At 55.9% G+C, this 22,637-nt stretch carries 14 protein-coding genes; 11 read left to right on the top strand and 3 right to left on the bottom strand.

Going from position 1 to position 22,637, the window contains the following annotated elements; genetic code table 11:
• Positions 1-271: 271 nt before the first annotated feature.
• The 7 genes from VO84_RS11500 (at position 272) to VO84_RS11470 (ending at position 14,899) form a co-directional block, all read left to right on the top strand.
• Positions 272-1,201 carry an ArdC family protein gene (locus tag VO84_RS11500; protein WP_058188733.1) on the top strand — a complete coding sequence of 310 codons (930 nt, stop codon included), beginning with the start codon at positions 272-274 and terminating at the stop codon, positions 1,199-1,201.
• Between the two features lie 256 nt (positions 1,202-1,457).
• Positions 1,458-2,045, top strand: coding sequence for a DUF6088 family protein (locus tag VO84_RS22840; protein ID WP_058187744.1), 588 nt, complete (start codon positions 1,458-1,460; stop codon positions 2,043-2,045).
• 625 nt (positions 2,046-2,670) lie between these two features.
• Entirely contained in the window at positions 2,671-6,411 is a 3,741-nt protein-coding gene (locus VO84_RS11490) for an RNA-directed DNA polymerase (RefSeq protein WP_058187743.1), read from the top strand.
• A gap of 404 nt (positions 6,412-6,815) precedes the next feature.
• A complete protein-coding gene (locus tag VO84_RS11485; RefSeq protein ID WP_058187742.1) occupies positions 6,816-9,257 on the top strand; it encodes a type I restriction-modification system subunit M in 2,442 nt (813 codons plus the stop codon).
• Positions 9,248-11,125, top strand: a complete 1,878-nt coding sequence (locus VO84_RS11480; RefSeq protein ID WP_058187741.1) for a restriction endonuclease subunit S — start codon at positions 9,248-9,250, stop codon at positions 11,123-11,125. Before VO84_RS11485 ends, VO84_RS11480 begins: the two co-directional genes overlap by 10 nt.
• A 2-nt stretch (positions 11,126-11,127) precedes the next feature.
• Complete coding sequence (locus tag VO84_RS11475) at positions 11,128-14,178, top strand: type I restriction endonuclease subunit R (RefSeq protein WP_058187740.1); 3,051 nt, start codon at positions 11,128-11,130, stop codon at positions 14,176-14,178.
• A 4-nt stretch (positions 14,179-14,182) separates the two neighbouring features.
• On the top strand, positions 14,183-14,899 hold the full coding sequence (locus VO84_RS11470) for a M48 family metallopeptidase (RefSeq protein WP_058187739.1): 717 nt from the start codon (positions 14,183-14,185) through the stop codon (positions 14,897-14,899).
• A gap of 49 nt (positions 14,900-14,948) precedes the next feature.
• Here VO84_RS11470 and VO84_RS11465 read toward each other — a convergent pair whose 3' ends face one another.
• Genes VO84_RS11465 through VO84_RS11455 form a run of 3 tightly spaced genes read right to left on the bottom strand, consistent with a single transcriptional unit; the run spans position 14,949 to position 16,926 of the window.
• Positions 14,949-15,800: a hypothetical protein gene (locus tag VO84_RS11465; protein ID WP_058187738.1), complete on the bottom strand. Its 852-nt coding sequence runs from the start codon at positions 15,798-15,800 to the stop codon at positions 14,949-14,951.
• A complete protein-coding gene (locus tag VO84_RS11460; protein WP_058187737.1) occupies positions 15,797-16,519 on the bottom strand; it encodes a nucleotide-binding protein in 723 nt (240 codons plus the stop codon). The genes VO84_RS11465 and VO84_RS11460 overlap by 4 nt, the downstream gene beginning before the upstream one ends.
• The gene (locus tag VO84_RS11455; RefSeq protein WP_157439839.1) at positions 16,516-16,926 is read right to left on the bottom strand and encodes a hypothetical protein; all 411 of its coding nucleotides are present in this window, start codon (positions 16,924-16,926) and stop codon (positions 16,516-16,518) included. The genes VO84_RS11460 and VO84_RS11455 overlap by 4 nt, the downstream gene beginning before the upstream one ends.
• Before the next feature lie 557 nt (positions 16,927-17,483).
• Between VO84_RS11455 and rbfA the strand changes: the two genes are divergently transcribed.
• From rbfA to VO84_RS11435, 4 genes are all read left to right on the top strand, one after another.
• Entirely contained in the window at positions 17,484-17,873 is a 390-nt protein-coding gene (rbfA, locus tag VO84_RS11450) for a 30S ribosome-binding factor RbfA (RefSeq protein WP_058188732.1), read from the top strand.
• A 6-nt stretch (positions 17,874-17,879) separates the two neighbouring features.
• On the top strand, positions 17,880-18,941 hold the full coding sequence (locus tag VO84_RS11445) for a DHH family phosphoesterase (RefSeq protein WP_082661907.1): 1,062 nt from the start codon (positions 17,880-17,882) through the stop codon (positions 18,939-18,941).
• Positions 18,942-19,128: 187 nt separating this feature from the next.
• Positions 19,129-21,024 (top strand): ArnT family glycosyltransferase, encoded by a 1,896-nt coding sequence (locus VO84_RS11440; RefSeq protein WP_058187735.1) that lies wholly within the window; start codon positions 19,129-19,131, stop codon positions 21,022-21,024.
• Positions 21,025-21,592: 568 nt separating this feature from the next.
• Entirely contained in the window at positions 21,593-22,630 is a 1,038-nt protein-coding gene (locus VO84_RS11435; protein WP_058187734.1) for a GNAT family N-acetyltransferase, read from the top strand.
• Positions 22,631-22,637 lie beyond the last annotated feature (7 nt).

Here is a 22,637-nt window from a genome sequence, read left to right as displayed (position 1 = left end):
GAGCCCTCAGACCTCCGTATCTGTAAACGATGTCTCCGGTCTTTCGTGTAAACCATGTCCTCGGTACCTACTGAGGGCGCTGCCCTGGCGCGGCGCAAGGGTATCCCCATAATTTTCCCTGCGTAAAAATCACTCGCTACGCTCGCCCATCGGGTGGGCGATACCCCTCCCTTGCGCCTTGCCGCCCCGCCTTCGCCAGGAGGCGTTCGGCATGTAGGTACATGCCACGCATGGCATGAAAAGCAACGGCAACCGCAAGGAGGAAACACCCATGAACACCGCAGCTATCACCACCGCATCCACTGTCACCCCATTCACCCAGAACCTCAAACAGCCGCAGCCAAAGCAACAGACGGCGAAAGAGGCTGTAGCGGCCAACGTCCTAGCCCTTATCGAGCAGTTGGAACAGGGCCACTCAGACGGACTCACCGCATACCTTACAGCGATGGGACGTTTTCACAATTACAGCTTTGGCAACATCCTTGAGATTGCGCGGCAGAAGCCGGACGCAACCCGTGTTACTGGACTCTACGCATGGAACCAGCTTGGCCGGAAGGTCAGGAAGGGAGAGCGCGGAATCCGCATCCTTGCTCCTGTGATCGGAGTTCGGCGAAAGAAGGATGCCGAAGCCGAGAAAGACATCCGCACTCAGAACCAAGCTGTATTGGTCGGGTTTCGCTCGGCCTACGTCTTTGATGTTTCGCAGACCGAAGGGAAAGAGCTTCCCGCACTTTCCGAGCGCGTCACGGGCACCGTTGGAGAATACCGGGAGCGGTTGATTGATTTCATCATCGCCCAGGACATCCAGCTTGAGTTCAAGGAGAGCATTGCCCCTGCTTTGGGGATGAGCTACGGCGGCAGGATTGCCATCCTTCCTGGACAGGGCGAAGCCGAGGAGTTCAGCACGCTTGTTCACGAACTCTCACACGAAATGCTTCATAAGGCTGAGCGGCACACTGCGACAACCAAGACCGTTCGAGAAACTGAGGCCGAGGCCATCGCATTTGTTGTGGGCAAGACCATTGGTCTCACCACAGGCAGGGCATCCGCCGACTACATCCACCTGTATCACGGCAATGCTGCACTTCTCACCGAAAGCCTCGAAGTTATCCAGAAGACTTCTGCCGTGATCCTGTCTGCTCTTGAGATCAAGGCCGACACTGCTCTCTCTGATGCCCCTCGACTAGCGGAAGCAAGCTAAAGAAAAATCGGCGGGCGGCTTCCGCCGCCCGCTTTACCTCTAAGGATGCGAATCAAACGGGTGTAATTGGGTGTCCTCTCGGGTGCCGTAGAGGCCTCGTAGACATTCCCTGCCTCTCTCTTACGCTAAGCGCCTGTCTTCCCGCCCTGAAGGTCGCTCTCAGAGGAGCGAGAGCGCCTAAATCCGCCCACCCGACGGGCTAAACATCGACCCAGACTGTCACCAGAACCGACCGCATCTTTATACTTCCGCTGGTATGCAAGAACTAACCAAAGCGATCATTGCGGAGTTCGCGAAGATGCCCGAAGGGACATCCGTGACGGCAGCGGCATTCCTCCATCTCGCAGATAGAGAAAATATATCTCGGACGCTCTGCGCCTTAGCAAAATGCGGCGAAGTCTTTAGAGTTTCTCGCGGAGTCTATGTAGCCACCGTTATCAGTCGATTTGGCCGCCATGGACCCGGAGTCCACCTTTTCATCGAACAGCTTGCCAACCAATCAGGAAAAGCTATCGCGCCCTTTGGGGCGACTTGCGCCAACGGACTTGGCTTGACCACTCAAGTTCCGATGCACATGGTCTTTTGGACTTCCGGTAGAACTCGTTCGTACAAGATGGGCAAACTGGTGATTTACCTTCAGCATGTTCCCGACTGGCAACTTGTCCTCTGGAATGAGCCCGAGGGAGAGCTGCTACGGGCGCTGGTGTGGGCTGGCCCCACCGAGGTAGGCAACGTTCTCCGCCAGCTCACCGAAAAAGTTCCTGAAAGGGCTATCCATCGACTGCAGAATCACGCATCCCTTCTTCCCCTTTGGATACAGGGTGCGTTGCGACGGTCGCCGTAGCCGGAAACGAGGCTTACGCTGGCGAGATGCGTAGCGTGTCCGATTCTGCGCAGTGGCGGAATGGCTCAAGCGAAAAGCAGAAGGAAGGAAGTAGAGAGAGACACCATCCCTAAGCCTGTCGGCTTAGGAGTGCCGTTACAAAATCAAAACACGAACAGTTACCGAACAGGCTCGAACGCGGTTCAAGGATGTTCGAGGCCCGTTTGAGATGTGTCCGAAGAAACCGTTAGGCGAACGTTTTCTCATTAGGACGGAAGAACGCCCTTGTCTCCAGAAGGCGTTCAAAGGAAACTTATTAAGCGGAGCTATGCCAACCGATCAGGTGTGCCATCGCTTCGAACAAGCGCCGTTAGCAGGCCTGATACTTTGGCTTATATCTGCAAGGCTCCCACTGAGCGCATTGGCCTGTTTTCGCAAACTGACATGGGGAATCGCCAATTGACTTCGAGAGAATCAGCGGAAGCCTTTTTGCTCCAGAGAAGCGTGGAAGAAGAGTTGATCCATATGGCCAACGCCTCACAGAACCCTGACTGGCGATCCCCTTTTGGCCCTAGCCGATCTGATATAAAGGGCGGATATCAACGAACACATTCGACCATCCTTGCCGAGCGGTAGGTCTCAACTCATGCCCATAGATTTCTTGCAGCCTCAAATCGGCCAAGTCTCCGAGGAGTTCGTCCTCGTTCAAGCCTGGAGAAAGACCGCCACCTATATTCGCTATCACAATTGGTACTCCGATACGTTGGAGCTGGATCGAGTCGCAACCAACCTCCCCGATTTTCTAGCAAAGCTGGCGGACGATCTGCGAAATCCTGACGCATGGAGGAGTGATCCCATAAAGCTAGTTCCAGCGCCGAAAAGCAAGAGTTGGCATGTCTCTCCGAAATCCAAACTCTGGCAGCCGGTTCATCGGGAAAGTTTGGCCGCACAGATCAGGCCTCTTGCGCATATAAGTCTCCGAGATCAGGTCGCAGCAACGGCGATGATGTTGTGTCTCGCAGACCGGGTTGAGACCGCGCAGGGCGATCCGCGTATTGATCTAACCGACCTTCTCCAAAGGCAGACTGTACAGTCCTATGGGAACCGGCTGTATTGTTCGAGAAGTGGCGACCGCCTCCACCATCGCTGGGCGTCCAAAAAGCTCTACCGGCAATATTTTCAGGACTATCAATCCTTTCTTCGCCGTCCTGAAGTTGTGGCACAGGAAGTCGCGAGTGAGGGTGAATCCAAGACGGTGATCGTCCAGTCCGACTTGAGCCAATTTTTTGATCGTGTCACACCCCACCTCCTTCGCGAGAAACTCGGTCGTCTTCAGGCCGGCCCTGAAGAGAAGCAATTCTTTGCGTTGGCCAGCAAGATTTTCGACTGGAAATGGCTTGCAGGAGACGCTGCTTCAGGGGCAAAGATGTATGCCAAAGCAGCAAGCATTCGCGACTTCAGTCGGATCGCACTTCCGCAGGGCCTCGTTGCTGCGGGTTTCTTTTCAAACATCGTGCTACTTGATTTTGATGTTCGAGTACGAGATCAACTACGTACAGAAATTCGACCCGGCATCGTGTTGCACGATATCTGTCGCTACGTGGACGATTTCCGTGTCGTCCTCAAGGTTCCTTCGAGCCTTCCCACGCAGGAAGTGGAAGCCATTGCATCAGGCTGGCTTCAGAGTTGTCTCAACCTTGAGGCGATTGGCCTGCAGATATCGGCCTCAAAGACGCGTGCAGCTGCGTTCGGGGACGATGACAGGCCGATCATTCTGCAGAGCAGAAGAATGGCCAGAGTACAGACTGCCATTTCTGGGGGCTTCGACGTGATTGCGGGAGAGGAAATCCTCGATGCTATCGAGGGCCTCATTCGATCACAACAGAGGTTTTCGCAAGAAGGGCGTGCAGCCAGTTCAAGCTCGCTCGCACCCGTCCCAGATACGAAGGACGCGACCGTAGCGAGATTTGCAGCAGGTCGTTTTAGAACGACGTATCGATCAATCAGGCCGCTCCTGACAAAACTCCGCCAGCCAGACGATCTCCGAGAAACTCCTTCGGAAGAGGTGGACACACATCGAGGCATGGTTCGAACGCAAAGTGAACTCGATGAAGAAGCTCGGGTCTTCGCTATGGGTCTCATTGAGAGCTGGATGGAAGACCCGTCGAATGTTCGGCTTCTTCGAATCGGTCTAGATGTTTGGCCATCCGTCGATTTCCTGACTCTCGTGCTCGCTCGGCTCTTGCCATACACCGAGAACGTTCGCCGTAGCCGCCCAAATCGGTGGATCGCTTTTTACTGTCTTGCGGAACTATTCCGCGCTGCGGCCACCGAGACTGGCATCGTCGAAGATGAAGAGATGCTCCCCGACAGCGTTGACTTGATTGCCTATCGGAAGCTACTGGTCCATGAAGCGATCGACCTCATGACGCGACCAGCCTCGCTTCTTCCGTGGTACCTGAAACAACAAATCCTCCTGTTCCTGGCCGTCTTCGAGCCATCGGCCATACAAGAAGAATTAGACGAAACTTCGACCATCTACGAAGACCTCCTCAGGTATTTGAACGGGAAATCCACCGAGCAGAATCCTGATCAGTTCGCCACACTTGCGATTTTGACGAGAAGATCCTTCCTGCACCGTGATCCGGCTGGTGCTCTTGCTGTCGCTGGACTTGGCGGAGCAAGCCTCGAACAGATAGCCTCTCGCGATCCGGCATTTGCGGTGGAGATCCTGGAATCTAGACCTGACCTGCGTGACCTAATGAGCCGTCGGCTGCAGCAGGATCTTTGTGTGAGTGAAAGAGTCAGCGAAACGGATTGGATTTGCCTGAGTGATCTGGTTCTGGACGCGGCATTGAGGCCATCCGTGAGAAACGAGCTCTTCCTGCTCGAATTCTCCTCCGCATTCCTTGCTCTGTTGTCTCCGAAGGCGATTGTCACGGCCATCACCCCGGATCAGGTCTTTCTTGAAAGGCGAGAGGATTGGACGAATTGCAAGACGCCTCTCAAGCTTCGCGTCACTGAAGGACAGGGGCAGCAGGGGGAATCTATCTATGCGCCACCTCCATGGAGCGCTGACCGGGACCGTTGGAGATTTCAACTCGGATACCTTCTTCGATTCATCTTGGCCGGAGAACCTGACTTTGCGAAGGTCGGAAGGAAAGCGAGCTGGCGGGACCATGCGGAAGGATATCGCGTCCCGTACAGCCATTGGTATGAACGCTTATACGGCCTCTATAACGAGCACTCCGCGTTTGAGGACGATTGGTTGGCTGTCTCTGATTGGATCGAAGGATTCTTGACGGCTTTGTTACGCGTTCCGGGCTCTGGCGACTGGGCGCTTGCAGGCTGGAATCTAGACGGAGCGAAGCAAGCGCGTGTAGCCATAGAAGATCGTTTGAAAGAACTCCTGTCGATCCAGGGGCAGGCAACCGGCTGCATGATTTTGCCAGTTCTTATGCCTCGGCCGATTCGGAGCGAGGACGTGCGGCCTCTCCGAGCCTGTGTCATGCAAACCGTCATCCCAACATCGGGCGACTTCAGCGCAACCGATCTGACGCTCTCTGCTCCCGCCATGCGCGTTCGACATCGGGCTCATTTATCCGCTGCCTTAGCGGCCATCGAACGGATGCTTGACCTTCGGCAAACCCATAAGGGAGGAGAGGGGCGGCTGGACTGGCTAATTCTCCCGGAGCTTGCGGTTCATCCCAGAGACATCCAAACTCATCTCGTACCGTTTGCTCGGAAACACCGAACGATCATTCTTGCAGGAATCACCTACCAACAACCTCCAGGAGGCGGGTTGTTAGTGAACTCGGCCCACTGGATTTATCCATCATTGTCTCCGAGTGCGGGTATGCGAATTCTGACCAGGCGGCAGGGAAAACAACATCTCTCTGCCGAAGAGCAGCGATTAAACGCTGTGACACCCGTGTTGCGTGGACACCGTCCTTGTCAGTGGCTGATGGGATATGACTGGTCTCCTACTCAGGAAAGGCCCCTGTGGTTGACTGCGTCCGTATGTTACGACGCGACGGACATTGGCCTGGCAGCGGACTTGAAAAATGTGTCCGACGTCTTAGCCATCCCCGCACTGAATCAGGATGTAAATACGTTCGATCAGATGGCGTCCGCGTTGCACTACCATATGTTCCAACTCGTGATTGTGAGCAACAACGGTACCTTTGGGGGCAGTAACGCGTACATCCCCTACCGACTGGCCTACAAACGTCAAGTCTTTCATTTACACGGCCAGCCACAAGCCTCTATCGCCTTTCTGGAGATTGAGGACATCGCCGCATATCTCGCGCGCAAGACCACGGCGAAGATCGTTCCTAAAAAAGAAGAGAAGGAAAATATCTGGAAGTATCCTCCTGCGCGTATGTGAATCCGTGTTGAACTCTGTCAGTTGTCCTAGTCATAGAATTTTGCGGCACGTTTGGGCGCTCTAGTCCGAAGCGCAGGCCCCGGCTTCCCTCGCCGCCATCGTCGCCACCCAGGTGATGATGGGCTATACTCCCGCCACGTTTGGCCATAGGTCAGCCAGTGGAACGGGGGATGGATCTGCTACGTCGCTGGAGAATCCTTGACAACGGGCCATTCGCATCCACTTACCCACACCAGAAGGCCCAACTACGCGGATTGGCTCGGAATCGCCTCGCACATCGGAGCAGGCACGCATCGGCTTGATCCGATAAGAGATAATGGCATCTCCCGGCTGTGTGATGGCAGTTCTGCAGTTAAACCCTGCCACCACCGTGTTTCGGGCAGAACTCATCGGGAACCTCAGGAATGGCGCTCAAGAAATCTGAACTATACAGCTCGCTCTGGGCCAGTTGCGACGAGCTTCGCGGAAGCATGGATGCCAGCCAGTACAAGGACTACGTCCTCGTCCTGCTCTTCATTAAGTACGTCAGCGACAAGTACGCCGGCATCCGGTTTGCCCCTGTGACCATTCCAGAGGGGTCGAGTTTTCAGGACATGGTCGCGCTCAAGGGCAAGTCCGACATCGGCGACCAGATCAACAAGAAGATCATCGCCCCGCTGGCGAAAGCCAACAATCTCTCCGATTTCCCCGACTTCAACGAGGCTTCAAAACTCGGCAGCGGCAAGGAGATGGTGGACCGGCTCACCAATCTCATTGGAATCTTTGAGAACCCGGCCCTAGACTTTTCGAAGAATCGCGCCGACGGTGACGACATCCTCGGCGATGCCTATGAGTACCTGATGCGTCACTTCGCCACGGAGAGCGGCAAGAGCAAAGGCCAGTTCTATACCCCGGCGGAAGTCAGTCGCATCATGGCGCAGATTCTCGGCATCCGCACGGCTCGGACTACGTCCGACACCACGGTGTATGACCCGACCTGCGGCTCGGGATCGCTTTTGCTCAAAGTGGCCGATGAGGCGACAACCAAGCCCACCCTGTACGGGCAGGAGAAGGATGCGGCGACCAGCGCGTTGGCTCGCATGAACATGTACTTGCACAACAACCCCACGGCGCTCATCCTGCCAGGCAATACGCTCGCCGATCCCAAGTTCACTGAGGGAGACACCCTCAAGACCTTCGACTACGTTGTCGCCAATCCGCCGTTCTCTGACAAGCGCTGGAGCACAGGCGTCAATCTGGAGAACGACCCGTACGACCGTTTCAAGCCGTTCGGAACCCCGCCCGGTAAACAAGGCGACTACGCCTACCTGTTGCACATCGTCCGTTCGCTCAAGAGCACTGGCAAGGGCGCTTGCATCCTGCCCCACGGCGTGCTCTTCCGGGGCAACGCCGAGGGTGACATTCGCCGCAATCTCGTTCGTAAGGGATACATCAAGGCCATCATTGGATTGCCTGCCAATCTCTTTTACGGCACCGGCATCCCTGCCTGCATCGTTGTCGTCGACAAGCACGATGCCCATACCCGCAAGGCAATCTTCCTCATCGACGCCAGCGCAGGCTACATGAAGGATGGACCCAAGAATCGTCTTCGCGCTCAGGACATTCACAAGATTGTCGATGTCTTTCACCGGCGAGCGGAGGTCCCCAGGTTTTCCCGCATAGTCTCTGTCGAGGAGATTGAAAAGAATGACTTCAACCTCAATCTGCCCCGCTACATCGACAGCCAGCAGGAGGAAGACCTTCAGGACATTGAGGGCCATCTGTGCGGCGGGATACCCGAGCGTGATGTGAACGCGCTTGAACGTTACTGGAGCGTCTGCCCCGGCCTGCGCAAAGCGCTGTTCAAACGCAACAGACCCGGGTATGTTGATCTACGCGTTGAGAAGCAGGCTATCAAGACCACAATCTACGAGCATCCCGAGTTCACCGCGTTCATCGACCAGATGAACGCACACTTTGCCGCGTGGCGGGACAAGAACGAGAAGAAGCTCAAGGCACTCGCGGTCAACTGCCATCCCAAACAGGTCATTACAGAATTGGCCGAAAGGCTGCTCCATCACTATGAGGACCAGCTACTCATCGACGCCTACGATGTCTACCAGCTCTTAATGGACTTCTGGGATGAGACGATGCAGGACGACTGCTACCTGATCGCCGCTGACGGATGGAAAGCTGAGACTTATCGGGTGATCGAGACGAAGAAGGGCAAAGACGGTAAGCCGGGTAAGCAGGTCGACAAGGGATGGGCCTGCGATCTCGTTCCGAAGGAGCTTCTGGTTGCCCGGTACTATGCCAGCGACCAGAAAGACATTGAGCAGTTGATGGCCAGGGTGGAGAGTATCGGCGCTACGTTGGATGAGCTGGAGCAGCAGCAGATCAACGACGAAGACGCCTTTGCCGATGCCCGCACCGAAGCGGAGGAGGGAAAAGAGGGTAAGGTCACGAGGGCCACGATCACGGCGCGGCTCAAACAGATCAAAAGCGACAAAGACGCCGGGGAAGAACCCGCGCTCCTCTCACGCTGGATCAAGCTCGATGATGAGCAGAGTACAACCATGAAGAAGCTGAAGGAGGCTGAGGCCACGCTCGATGCCACCTGCTACGCGCGTTATCCGAAGCTTACCGAGATTGAGATCAAGACGCTTGTAGTCGAAGACAAGTGGATTGCAGCGCTCGACAAGGTCGTTCACGGCGAGATGGACCGCATTAGCCGGACGCTCACGCAGCGCGTGAAGGAGCTGGCGGAGCGTTATGAAATGCCCATGCCGCAGATGATCGATCGGGTAGCCGAACTGGAGACAAAGGTAAATCGCCATCTCGAAAGGATGGGATTCGAATGGAGCTGAAGCGGGGATACAAGCAGACTGAAGCGGGGGTGATACCGGAGAATTGGACAGTGATGGCTCTTGGAACCGCTGTGGAGCACTACATCGATTATCGCGGACGCACACCTCGAAAGCTCGGCCTTTCATGGGGAGGTGGAAACATCCTTGCCCTATCTGCAAACAATGTCCAGATGGGGCGGATTGATCTTGCCAAGGAAGCCAACTTTGGCAGCGATGAGCTGTACCGGCGGTGGATGACTCGTGGCCCTTGTGAGCTCGGAGACGTTCTGATCACCACGGAAGCACCTCTTGGAAATATTGCACAAGTCCCGGACTCGAAAGAATACATCCTCAGCCAACGCGTACTGCTGCTGAAGCCGAAGGAGATACTGCTTCGAAACTTCCTTGCACACTTTATGAGGGGTAGCTATTTTCAAAGCCGATTGTTTCAGAATTCCAGCGGCTCGACAGCAATAGGCATTCAGCGAAGAAAGCTAGACGATATCCCCATATGCTTTCCAACCAACAAATTCGAGCAGAGTGATATCGCTGACGCGTTGAGCGATGCGGATGCGCTCATCGAATCGCTGGAACAGCTTCTCGTCAAGAAACGCCAAATGAAACAAGGCGCCATGCAACTATTACTCAACGGCAGGAAGCGCCTCCCCGGCTTCACCACGAAATGGGCAAAGACGCGACTCGCGGAGGTTTGTCGGTCAATCGTCGATGGAACGCATTTCACGCCGTCTTATGTAGATTCGGGGGTTCCGTTTTATAGCGTTGAAACTTTGACATCAGATGATTTTGTAAATACGAAATTTATCTCTTACGCGGACCATATCGTCCTATCGAAGAGGTGCAAGTTGGAAAAGGGCGACATCCTACTCACACGCATAGGCTCGATTGGAGATACAAAACTCATCGATTGGGAGGTAGATGCAAGCATATATGTGAGCCTGGCGCTCCTGAAGCTAAATGAAAGTGTCGACGCGCGTTATCTCTTTTGCTACAGCAAGTCTGACCAGTTCGTAATGGATATCGAAGCTAGATCTCTGATGAATGCCTCACCTAAAAAAATCAATATGGGGCAAATCGGTGAAGTTCCTATCCTATTACCCTCCCTCGGGGAGCAAGCGGCCATAGCCACGATTCTAATGGAGATGGATACAGAGATCGCAGCGCTGGAAGCAAAGCTCTTCAAGGCCTGCCAACTCAAGCAGGGCCTGATGCAGGAACTCCTCACGGGACGGATTCGATTGGTTCGACAGTCAGCGCAAGTTCTGTCATTCCCCATGAAAGAAAGTGATTCTGCAGCCGACATCTCTCACAACACGCACTTCAACGAAGCGGTTGTGATTGCAGTGTTGTCCGCCAAATTCGGATCGGAGAAGTTTCCGTTCGGACGATTCCGCCGCACGAAGTTCTCCTATTTGCTGCATCGTCATGTTGAGCACGAGGCAGCTGGTTTCATGAAGAAAGCCGCAGGCCCTTACAATCCACGCACGAGATACGGCGGTGCAGAGAAGATCGCACTTCAAAACCGATACGTCCGGGTTCTCTCTAATGGAAAGAGCGAAGGATTCATTGCGGATGAAAACATCGCTCAGGCCGAAGGTTATTTTGAAAAGTGGTATGGAGCAGAGGCCCTTACCTGGCTCGAACAGTTTCGCTATCAAAAGAATGATGCACTTGAATTGCTGACGACCGTAGACATGGCCTGCGAAGACCTCTCCCGTGCGGGCAAAGCAGCCACGCTCTCCGCAGTGAAACAGATTATCCAAGACAGCCCGGAATGGAAGGCCAAGCTCAATCGCGCGGTCTTCTCCGATGACAACATCGCAACAACAATCCAGTCCTGCGGCCAGTTATTTCCCATTGAAGAGGAATAAAGATGAGCGACATCGGCAAGCCGGAACGCGCAACACAAGATCGAGTTGTCGCGCTCTTTCATGAAGAGCTGGGCTATCGCTGCCTGGGCGACTGGACCGATCGGGACGGCAACAGCAATATCGAAACCGGCTTGCTGACGGATAACCTTGCGAATCGCGGCTACACGTCTGCCCAAATCGCCATCGCTGTCCACAAGCTTCGCACCGAGGCTGACAACCCCAATCGCAGCCTCTACGAGAACAATAAGGCCGTTTACTCCCTGCTGCGCTATGGAGTGCAGGCAAAGACGGATGCCGGCAAGGTCACCGATCAGGTCAAGCTGATCGACTGGGAGCACCCACAAGAGAACGACTTCGCCATCGCCGAAGAAGTGACCCTCAAGGGCAACTACGAACGGCGGCCCGACCTGGTCCTTTATGTGAACGGCATCGCCATCGCCGTCATTGAATTGAAGTGCAGCCGTGTTTCCATTGGCGACGGCATCCGCCAGCTTCTTTCGAACCAAGAGCCCATGTTTCATCCATGGTTCTTCTCGACCGTGCAGCTCGTATTTGCTGGGAGCGACTCAGAGGGCCTGCAATACGGAACCATCGGCACGCAGGAAAAGTATTTTTTGAAGTGGAAGGAAGACGAGCAGGACAACAGCCGTTTCAAGCTGGACAAGTACCTGCTCAAGATGTGTAACAAGAAGCGGCTGCTGGAACTGATCCACGACTTCGTGCTCTTCGATGGAGGCGTTAAGAAAGTTCCACGAGTGCATCAGTACGTCGGCATCACGGCTGCGCAGAACCATGTGCTTCAGCACCAGGGCGGCATCATCTGGCATACGCAAGGCAGCGGCAAAAGCATTGTCATGGTGCTTCTGGCGAAATGGATTCTGGAAAACAATCCCAACGCCCGCGTGGCCATCATCACCGACCGCGATGAACTGGACAAGCAGATTGAAGGCGTCTTCACCGAGGCCGGGGAGACGATCAAGCGATCATCCAGCGGACGCGAACTTATGTATGACCTCAGCCAGCCTCTGCCGAGATTGCTTTGCTCCCTCGTGCACAAGTTCGGTCGCAAGAACGTGGACGATTTCGATGCCTACATCAAAGAACTGGAAGCCAAACCTAGCGTAACGATGGGCGAAGTCTTTGTGTTCGTGGACGAATGCCATCGCACACAAAGCGGCAAGCTGCATCGGGTGATGAAGGCGATGATGCCAAATGCCGTCTTCGTCGGCTTTACCGGTACGCCCTTGCTGGTAAAGGACAAGGCAACCAGCATGGAAATCTTTGGCGGCTACATTCACACCTACAAGTTCAACGAGGCCGTTGACGACGGTGTCGTGCTCGACCTGGTCTATGAGGCACGGGACATCGACCAGCGCCTTGGTTCTGAAGACAAGATTGACCAGTGGTTTCAAGCAAAAACGAAGGCCCTGAACGATTGGCAGAAGGATGAGCTCAAGAAGAAGTGGGGCACGATGCAGGCGGTGTTGAGTTCCCGCTCTAGGATGGACCGCGTCGTCAGCGACATCATCTTCGATTTCAGCGTGAAGCCGAGGCTTTCGAGCGAACGAGGGAATGCCATTCTTGTTGCGTCTAGCATCTACGAGGCGGCGAAGTACTTTGCACTGTTCCAGAAGACGGTCTTTCGTGACCGATGCGCTGTTGTCACTTCCTACAATCCGCTGGCGAAGGACATATCAAAGGAAGAAGTCGGTGCCAATACGGAGACGGACAAGCAGTTCATCTACAGCACCTACATGGAGCTACTGAAAGGCGTCGATCCACGACCGGGAATGTCTCCGACGGAGACGTATGAGGAGCGGGCAAAACAGCAGTTCATCAAGGAACCAGCGAAGATGAAGCTGCTGATCGTGGTGGATAAGCTGCTGACGGGCTTCGATGCTCCCCCATGTACCTATCTCTATATCGACAAGTCTATGCAGGACCACGGTCTCTTCCAGGCGATATGCCGCACCAACCGCTTGGACGGCGAAGATAAGGACTTCGGCTATATTGTCGATTACAAAGACTTGTTCAAGCGGGTTGAGAACGCGATCGCTGTCTACACGTCTGAGATCGATTCCGGCGCCGGGGAATCGAGTCCGGAAGTGCTGCTGAAAGACCGCCTGAAGATAGGGAAAGAGCGCCTGGACAGTGCGCTGGAGGCGCTCGATCTTCTGTGCGAACCCGTTCAGCCGCCAAAGGGAGAGCTTGAACATATTCATTACTTCTGCGGCAATACAGAGATCGAGACCGATTTGCAGGAACGCGAACCGCAGCGTGTCGCGCTCTATAAGGCGACCGCGTCTCTTGTTCGTGCTTATGCAAATATTGCTGATGAAATGGAACCAGCCGGGTACAGCAGCGCCGACGTTTCCCGTATCAAGCAGCAGGTGGGTCACTACTTGGATGTACGGGAGACCATACGACTGGCAAGCGGTGAGAGCTTGGACGTGAAGGCGTATGAAGCGGATATGCGGCACTTGATCGACACATATATCGAGGCGGATGAGCCCCGCAAGATTTCGCCTTTCGATGGCATGGGACTTCTTGACCTGATAGTGAATACGGGGATCGCCAAGGCCATAACATCGCAGCTCGGTGGGTTGAAGGGCAACAAGGATGCTATTGCGGAAACAATCGAGAACAACGTTCGGCGCAAGATCATCAAAGAGCAGCTTACGGACCCGGCCTACTTTAGCAACATGTCAGCGCTGCTAGACGAGATCATAGCTACAAGAAAAGCCAAGGCGATTGAATATGAAGAGTACTTGAAGCGGATAGCCGAGCTTGCAAAGAGAGTAGAAGCAGGTCACGGAGAGGAAACACCGGAACATATCGACACGCCGGGACGACGAGCGCTTTATAGCAATTTGAATCAGAACGAGGAGCTGGCCATGAAGATCGACGATGCGATCAGGCGGGTCCGTCCAGATGCATGGCGTGGTGTCCCAGCTCGCGAACAAGCGATAAAGCAGGCCTTATTCGAAGAGCTTCACGATGTGGATGAAGTGGAGCGAATGTTTCTCATCATCAAGCAGCAGAAGGAATACTGATTCGATGGGAACTACGCTGAAGCTCGGCTCTCTTGCGATAGACGTGGTGAAAAAGGACATCAAGAATGTCCACCTCAGCGTTTATCCCCCCGAAGGCAAGGTGCGCATCTCTGCCCCGCTGCGCATGAGCAGTGAAAATATTCGCTTGTTCGCGATCTCTAAACTGCAATGGATTCGGATTCAGCAAGGGAAAATCATCAATCAGGAACGAGAGACACCTCGTGAATATTTGCAGCGCGAGAGTCACTATCTTTGGGGCAAACGCTACTTGCTGGAAGTTGTAGAGGCAGACTGTCCGTCTCGAATAGACATCCGCCACCGAAAAATAGTCCTTCAGATTCGTCCAGCATCCAGCGCGGAGCGCAGACGTGAACTGCTTGAAGACTGGTACCGCACTCAACTCCGAGCAGCGGTTCAACCACTGATATCGAAGTGGGAGCGGGCTATGGACGTCAACGTGGAGAAGGTATTCGTACGTCGCATGAAGACAAAATGGGGAAGTTGTAGCCCGAGCTCAGCGAGCGTAAGGTTCAACACGGATTTGGCAAAAAAGCCGCCTGAGTGCCTGGAGTACATCGTTGTGCACGAATTGGCTCACCTTATCGAGCCGACGCACAATGACCGTTTCACAGCATTACTAGACCGGATGATGCCCAACTGGCGTTTGTATAGGCAACTTTTGAACCAGCTTCCGGTTCGCCACGAAAACTGGGTTTACTAGCGCAGTTGCTCTGACTGCGACGTGGGCCAATGGGCCTTTGCATGGGAAATTACCTATCGACATGCTGCTCCCGCTTGGATGATCGTCTTTGTGTGCGTAGGCCGGAAGTGTTGACTGTGGGCTGTTCAAGTGACGCCGGGACAGAAGGGGCGAGGGGTGATGCTTGAGTCAACGGAGGAGGTCCCGAGTCTCTACAGCCCTGTATCTCCATACCCGCAAACATTCCGATTAACATCGCCCCGCCCGTTGCTAAAGGAATCCAGATGCGGAGTAAGTCTGTCTTGAATTCGTGCAATAGTTCATCGAGCGTCCTCGTTCGTCGTTCAAGGGACTGAGTGAGAGATCTATTTGCGGATTCGACTTTAGCAGCGACTCCACCGTCTCTGTCCGTCAGCTCACGAAGAACCCCGCTCAGTTGCTTCTGGACATTTCCCATTGCAGCCGTTGTGGCTTGCAGACCGGCAACAGTATCCGGTACGCCCGACTGCATGAAGTGCTGACGCAGGCTCTCGCCTAGTATTTTGGCAATCTGCTGAGGATCGAGGCCCGCTTCAATCTCCGATGGCAGCTCAGCCAAACGGCCTTCGATGAAATGGACATATTCCAACATTTTCTGTTGAGATTCATCGGAGAACTGAAGATGAAGATCCAACATCTCCTGAATGCGCTCGCGCTCATCGGCTATGTCTTTCGGGGTATGCCGAGTCACCAGCGCCAGGATGCCCATTGCTTCGAGGATACGGAGCATCTCGTCATCCGGGCCGAGGGTTTGTGTGTGTGCCAGGACCCGGTAATAGGCCGTTTGCAGTTCGGACGGCACAAGGCGGGCGAGAGAGTCGAACAAAGTCGACTCTCCCGCCTCCGCTTCATCCAGTTGTGGCAATGCCGGTGAGGTACTCATGGCAGGAAGACCTCCTTCGTGCGGTCGAACTCGGAGAAGAGGCGGCGACGATAGCTTTGCGCTCGCATAATGAGGGACGCTCTCTTAAGCTCGGACACCGGCGACTTGCGATCCGCCACATCACCGAGCTTGATGCCGTGCTGACGCACGGGGTTCTCCAACTCCGCTAGCCGGAACTCCATCTGTAGGACCATCGGGGAGAAAGCGTCGCGGAACTTCTTCGCCTGTTCGGTTGATCTCCAATAAGTGAAGTCGGAAAGAGTGCTCGTGGCATTCTCTACAACCACGTACTCCACACGGTCCTGAAGACGGTTTGCCCAGGCAAGAATACTCTCCACGCTGGCCGGATCAGGAGTGACCACGCCGACCGCCGTGAAGCTGACGCCCGTTGCGGCCACGTCCTCGTACATCGACTCGAACCAATCGGCGGCCACCTGTCCAGCTCCAGCACCCATATCGGCCAGGATGATCTCCGAGCCACTGTCGAGATGATCGACAAAGGCGTCGAGGCCGGCTGGTGTATGGATGTTTACCTTTGTGACCGTGCCGTTAAAGAAGTGCTTGAGTGAGCCACGAGCTTTGTTCTCTGTGTCGAGGTCGAGCAGAGTAACGGGGATTTCGTTCGCTTCAAACCATTCGGCAAGAGCGACCATGACGCCCGTCTTGCCGACGCCGCCTTTGCCGCCCATCGTGAAAACTACGCGCTTGGAATTCGTCATTGAGCACCTCCCTGAGAGCTGAGAGTGAGAGGTTCGTTTTCGCGGAAGACGAAGCGCGACCGCTTCTCCTCCTGAACTGTGGGCTTTGCCTTGAACGCCGCTACGCGACTGGTTGAAGGTGGCGCGGATTCGCGCACGACATCAACTGGTGGCAGCTCGAACTGAACTTGCTTCCGGTGACGGGCGCGGACCTTGACGAAGGAGTGCAGGGTGCTCGGAGCGACGTGGAAGCCGACTCGCTCCTCAAACAGTCGGGCCACCTCCCGATACGTCCGGCCCTTGCGGCGGAGTTCCCGGATCAGTTCGCGGTACGGTTCGAGCTTTGAGCGTGGAGGCTTGGGTGGAAGACTGGCGAGTTCGAGCAATAGACTCGTCGGTTCGCAAGTTATATCGGGGTGTGAATCCATGGCGGCTCCGGGCGCGGGATGACTCTCGCGCGGGCTAAGACGACAGCAACTATGTCGTCACAAACGGCCTTTGGGCAGGGATAAGGGCCTTTGGGCGTAGGACCGTTGGGAAATAGGCCCAACGCCAAAAACTGAACGGACATTCCTGAGATTGGCCGACTTCTGGCATTCTTTAAGTCCCCAATGGGGACCTAAACGCCATTTGGGCACGGGAATTTTAAGTCCCCGTTAAGTCCCCATTGACCCACTCCCGAAAGTTCCTATTCGTTTCTAAACCTTTCCAAATGTGCCAGTTAGAGCCATTCCCGATTGTGCCTATGGGTTACCACTTGTGTCCTTTGTTATCTATGACTTACCTGAGTTTTCGTCGTCTCATAACCCAAAGACCTCAATTTCTGTTAGTCGGAATCTTGGGTTCAAACTTATCCATTACCTTTCATTCTGTCTCGACGCAAATCCCGCGCACTGCCTGTTATGCTAAGTGGTTTACCCTCGCACCAGGTGGCATGTGCACTCCACGGCGGACGCACCGGATGCGGGATGAGGAGATTGCGCCGATGCCAGAGCACAGGGGAAGAAAACATCATCAGGACCGCGTAGCGGAAACGCTGCGCGAGGAGATCGGCGCCATGATCGGCGGTGAGCTGACGGACCCCCGCATCGCCTCCTGCCATATAAGCGAAGTCGTGCTCAATCCCGGAGGAAAATCGGCCCGCATCTACGTGGAGCTGGACAAGGGCACGCCGGAGATCGACAAGGCGGAGATCGAGACCGTTGCGGGACTTGAGGCTGCAAAGGGCCACATTCGCTTCGAGCTCAAAGAGCGGATGGGCAAGCGCCACGTGCCGGAGTTGACATTCCTGGCCGACCGCTCCGGGCGCCTTACCGCGCGCATCGACGAGCTGATGACCCGTGGCCGCAAGCGGCAGAAGGCTAAGGCGGAGTAAGCGCGCATGGATGACGCCGCACACAAGCAGGCTTCCGGAACCGAACAGGAGGCCCGGGAGGGCTTTAGTCCCGCCGCATATCCTGTTGGTTCCACTCCGCAGGATCCCGCTGCTGCCATTCTGGACGTGCTACGGCAGGGCGAGCGATTCCTGGTCTGCTCCCACACCCGGCCGGACGGCGATGCTGTCGGTTCCATGCTGGCCATGGGAATGCTTTTAGAACAGATGGGCAAGCGCGCCTATCTCGTCGCCTCCGACCGCGTGCCCGCCATCTACCGCTTCCTGCCCGGTGCGGACAAAATCCGGCATCTTCTGCGCGTGCACGGGCTTTTTGACGCAGCCATTCTGCTGGAGTGCGACAGCCTTGAGCGCTCACGGGTTCGTGGGCTCGAACCGTACTTTCACATCAATATCGACCACCACTCCACTGGCCGTAATTTCGCGCATCTCAACTGGATTGACCGCGACGCCACAAGCGTCGGCGAGATGGTGCATAGGCTGGTCAAAGCCGCCGGGGCCACAGTTACGCCGGAGATGGCTCGCTGCCTCTACACCACCATACTTACGGATACCGGGGGCTTCATCTTCGGTGCGGTGCGGGAGTCCACCTTTGCGCTGTCTGCGGAGCTGGCTCACGCAGGCGCGGATCCCATTGCAATAGCGCGTGAGATCTACTTCTCCACGGCCGAATCCAGACTGCGCCTGCTGGGCGCGGCGCTGAGCACCCTGCACCGCGAGGGGCCGCTGGCCTGGCTTTGGGTCACGCATGAAGACATGGTGCGGGCCGCTGCCTCAGAAGAGGACTGCGAAGGCATTGTGAACTATGCCGTCGGCATTGCCGGCGTGGATGCGGCGGCCTTTCTCCGCGAATTACCCGAAGGGCGCATCCGGCTCAGCCTCCGCAGCAAGGGCCGCCTTGACGTGGCTGCCATTGCCGTCGGCCTCGGCGGCGGCGGCCATGAAAATGCGGCGGGCGTCACACTCGACGGCCCCATGGATCGCGCTATCGAGCAGATTCTAGGCGTCTTACGTATCGCAGATGAGAAAGCCGGGCACAGCGGGGCTTGAGAAACCGGGCGGGCATGTTAGCCTTGTCCCTGATGCGGCGTCGGAAGGCTCCCCCCGCCCCGGTTGCCGCACACCTGCCAGCTGGATTGCGCTCCGCGTAATGACGCGTAGCAAAACCAGGTGGTGAATAAGGATGTTCTCGATTTTGTCCGTTGTAGAACCCCGCACTTCTGGAGATTTACTGAACGTGGAAGCGTTCCAGAACCCCTCCGATCCGGTTGGGCATGAACTTGTGGAGCCCGAGCCGCTGCGCAAGCGGCTCCCGACGTGGTCCACAGTCTGCGAAGCGGCGGTTTTTCTTGTCTTCACAGTCTTCTTCCTGATCTATGGCGTCACTCCCATGCTGGGCGGCGACGGCCTGGGCCTCGTGGGTGCTGATGAGCCGCGCTACGCGCAGGTAGCCCATGAGATGCTGTCGCGTTTTGACGCCGCGCACACCATTAAGGAGCGCCTCAGCGCCTGCGTCACGCCCTTTTTGTACGGCCAGCCGTGGCTGGAGAAGCCAGCCCTCTATTATTGGCGCGCCATGTTCGTCTTCCAGGATTTCGGCGTGCATGACTGGAGCGCGCGCCTGCCATCGGTGAGCTTCGCTTTCATCATGGCCGCGCTCATTTATCTGCATATGCGCCGTTTCCGCGCCGGTGGCCATCTCGATGCCGCGCTCATTACCGTGGCCTGCGCGGGTGTGATCGGTTTCTCCCGCGGCGCCTCGACGGACATGCAGATGGCCGCACCGCTCTCTATCGGCCTGCTGGGCTGGTACGCCTGGTATGAGACCAAATCCAAATTCTGGCTCTTCGATATCTATTTCTTCACCGGCGTAGCCACGCTGGCCAAAGGACCGGTAGCGCCGTTTCTGGCGCTGGTCATCCTTGTCGCCTTCGCATTCCTTCGCAAAGAGTGGTCCGTCCTGAAGAAATCCCTTTGGTGGCCCGGCGTGGGACTGTACTTCGCCATTGTGCTGCCGTGGTTCATTGCCGTGCAGCATCAAAACCCTACCTTCTTCCGCGAATTCTTCCTCGAGCAAAACCTGCAGCGCTTTGCCACCAATAAATACCAGCACATGCAGCCCTTCTGGTATTACATTCCGGTCGTCATCCTCGCCACCATGCCATGGACGGTTTTAGCCGTACCGGCCTTTATCGATGGCGTCCAGACTTCCGTAGCGGAATGGCGGCTCAGGCACTCCAAAAATCCCAAATTGAAGGTCTCGCGGCCCGGTGACGGCTTCCCTGAGTTCCTGGTCCTCTGGGCCATCATCCCGATCATCTTCTTCTCGCTCTCAAGGTCCAAGCTGCCCGGCTACGTTCTTCCCTCGATCCCACCCATCACCATCCTCACCGGCGACTATCTCTTCCGCCGGCGCGGCCCGGGCCTGAACCGCTGGGTGCTGGCCGGACATGCGGCACTCACCGGTCTTCTCGCCTTCGTCGGGCTGCTGCTGCCGTGGTTCGTGGCGCATGGCGCGGAGATGCCCCCGTCGCGGCCGCTCATCGTCGCGTTGCTGGCGGCCATCGGCGCTGCGTTGCTCATCGTCATCGTGGTCAATGGCTTTGGCGTGGCGCGGTTGCGACTGGCCACTTCATGCGTGCTCGTCGTCCTGTTGCTCTTCTTCTACGGTATCGGTCCGTTCGTCGTGATTCCCGCGTGGGCGCGCACTAAGCATGTGATTCATGAGCTGGACAGAACCTACTCCGCCCGCCCCCTGGCGGAAAAGCTGACCGGCTACGCGCCGGAGAGCGAGACTGTGGCCGTCTTTCAGGTGCGCCGCGACATGGAATACGGCCTCGGCTTTTATCGCAATCATGAAGTAGCGAACTACGAGGAAAGCGGCGTGCCCGCCGGACAGCACCTGCTGGTAGCGCGTGTGACCGGCAGCCACGGAGCCGATCTGCACACCCCCGCCGCGCTCGAACAATATCTCGAAGGCCGACACTACGAAGCGCTCTTCAGCTGGCCCGAGCAGGGGCTGGAGGTTTACCTCGTCGGCGAGGCTGAAAGCCCCCGCCTGGATGCAGTGCCCGGAAAAACGCCCACTACCACGCCAAACCCCGGCCCCGAACTACCTCTCTCCAGACCGTGATCACCTTTCCACCAGGCGCCCTCACCTTCCCAAGCGTTGTCTGTTACCAAAGTCCATTGTCCTTTCGTAATCAACCTGTCTCCCAGATAATTTGCACAGAATTACCCCCTCGTATGCCACACTCATAATCAGCAGAAGAAAAGGCTCCGGATTTGCACCGTATTCGAAGCTTCGCATCCTGGCTTAAAGCGAATATCTACCCCAAAAAAGCGTAGAGAAGGCGAACATACTGGGGCGCACCTAAAACCACCTGCAACATTTTGAGAATCAATCGGTTACATGGAAATGTGTAAATTTTTTTATTTTTTTGGTAACCTGTTTCATATATTTAAATAGTAAACATTATATGTTTCCTGTATTAGACGATAAATTGTTTATTATAAACAACTTGTATCCCTATCAGAGCTACCTTTCATCCCCGCGGCATTTATCTTTTCTAGGGCCTCTCGTTCCCTTTGGCCTGCTCTCATATCCGCCTCAATTCACAAATTCCGGGCATCTCTGCCCCGTCAGAACCTTGGAATATCTTGCAGTCCCGCGCCAGTCATGTAAAAGTAACCGGAAGGCTATGCAATATGCGGCGGTGCGCGTGACGTCAGGGGTTTCCTACGAGGTTCTCGATCTGCGGCACTTTATGGGGCGCGCGCTGCGCCTGCTGCTGGAGGCCGAGGAGCGCGTGTGGACTTCGCGCCTGCATTGGGATTACCGCCCCTCCGCAAAACTGTTGCTGCAATATTTGGATAGCCGTATGCTGCCCGGCTATGCCGCCGTGGACAGCGGGCCGGGACCAGGCCCGGGGCGCGTGGCAGCTTATGCCTTTTGCGTCTATGAGGACACCAAAGCCGTGGTGGGCGATGTCTTTGCCGATCCCGATATAGAACACTGGAAGCCGCCGGCTAGCAGTTTTACAGGCCAGTCACCGCTTGAAATTGAAGAGACTCTGCTGCGTCATTTGCTCGAAACCCTGCAGCATTCTCCGCACGTCAACCGCATCGAGTCACAGTTGCTGGTACATCCCTCCGGAAGACATGAGGCCGGCTTTCGCACGGCAGGCTTCGATCTCTACCGCCGGCTTTTCATGATCCGCAATCTGGACGGATTTGACCAGTGGGCGCAGATCGAACTGCCCACTGGCTTCGAGATGCGCTCCTGGCGCGACGATGACATGCAGCCTGCCAGCCGTCTCATCAGCGAGTGCTACGCCGGCCATCCTGACAGCCATATCAACGATCAGTACCGTACGCCCATCGGATCACTCCGGTTCCTGCAGAACATTGTCCGCTTCTCCGGCTGTGGAACTTTTTCACCGAGCGTCTCGCATCTGGTCTTTGAGCATGGCGGTCGCGAGCCGGTGGCGCTCATGCTGGGCTCGCGTGTCAGCACGCACAGCGGCCACATTACCCAGTTATGCGTGCGACCCCAGGACCGCGGACGCGGGCTTGGAAAGATGCTGCTGGCTGTTGCCGCGCAGGGCTTCCTGAAGCACGACATCCGCGAGATCTCGCTCACCGTCACCGAAGCCAACTCGACCGCCGTCGATCTCTACCGCCGTGAGGGATATCAGGTAGCGCACACCTTCGACGCAGGCGTGTGGGAGAAGAGCTAGGGATCAG

Source organism: Occallatibacter gabretensis (assembly GCF_001449115.1).
Classification (GTDB): domain Bacteria; phylum Acidobacteriota; class Terriglobia; order Terriglobales; family Acidobacteriaceae; genus Telmatobacter; species Telmatobacter gabretensis.
This window is presented reverse-complemented; position numbering and strand designations above follow the sequence as displayed.